Below are 752 nucleotides of genomic sequence, written 5' to 3'. Positions count from 1 at the left end.
TTTAAAAATTAAGAACAGACAATCTGTGTGGGCACTGTTAGGACGAAAAATTAAAGTCTTTGGACTTAAAAAAATCAAGTCTTAATAAGTGACACTGAAGATTCATTTGAATATGTCAGAAACAGTTATTGAGCATCAAACTTTAAATTGAAGAGTTTGATCATGGCTCAGATTGAACGCTGGCGGCAGGCTTAACACATGCAAGTCGAACGGTAACAGAAGAGCTTGCTCTTGCTGACGAGTGGCGGACGGGTGAGTAATGTATGGGGATCTGCCGAATGGAGGGGGACAACAGTTGGAAACGACTGCTAATACCGCATAATGTCGTAAGACCAAAGCGTGGGACTTTCGGGCCACGTACCATTTGATGAACCCATATGGGATTAGCTAGTAGGTGGGGTAATGGCTCACCTAGGCGACGATCTCTAGCTGGTCTGAGAGGATGACCAGCCACACTGGAACTGAGACACGGTCCAGACTCCTACGGGAGGCAGCAGTGGGGAATATTGCACAATGGGGGAAACCCTGATGCAGCCATGCCGCGTGTATGAAGAAGGCCTTAGGGTTGTAAAGTACTTTCGGTAATGAGGAAGGTAACAATTCTAACAGGATTGTTAATTGACGTTAATTACAGAAGAAGCACCGGCTAACTCCGTGCCAGCAGCCGCGGTAATACGGAGGGTGCGAGCGTTAATCGGAATGACTGGGCGTAAAGGGCATGTAGGCGGATGATTAAGTTAGGTGTGAAAGCC

The 752-nt window shown here is 46.8% G+C and carries 1 rRNA gene; it reads left to right on the top strand.

Annotation, left to right across the window (positions count from 1 at the left end):
* Positions 1–144: 144 nt before the first annotated feature.
* Positions 145–752, top strand: a 16S ribosomal RNA gene (locus tag ABEA36_RS13215); the annotation flags it as partial.

Origin of the sequence: Orbus sasakiae (genome assembly GCF_039542345.1) — a bacterium.
Taxonomy (GTDB): domain Bacteria; phylum Pseudomonadota; class Gammaproteobacteria; order Enterobacterales; family Orbaceae; genus Orbus; species Orbus sasakiae.
The sequence above is the reverse complement of the archived record's forward strand: the minus strand, read 5'-3'. Positions and strand labels throughout refer to the sequence as shown.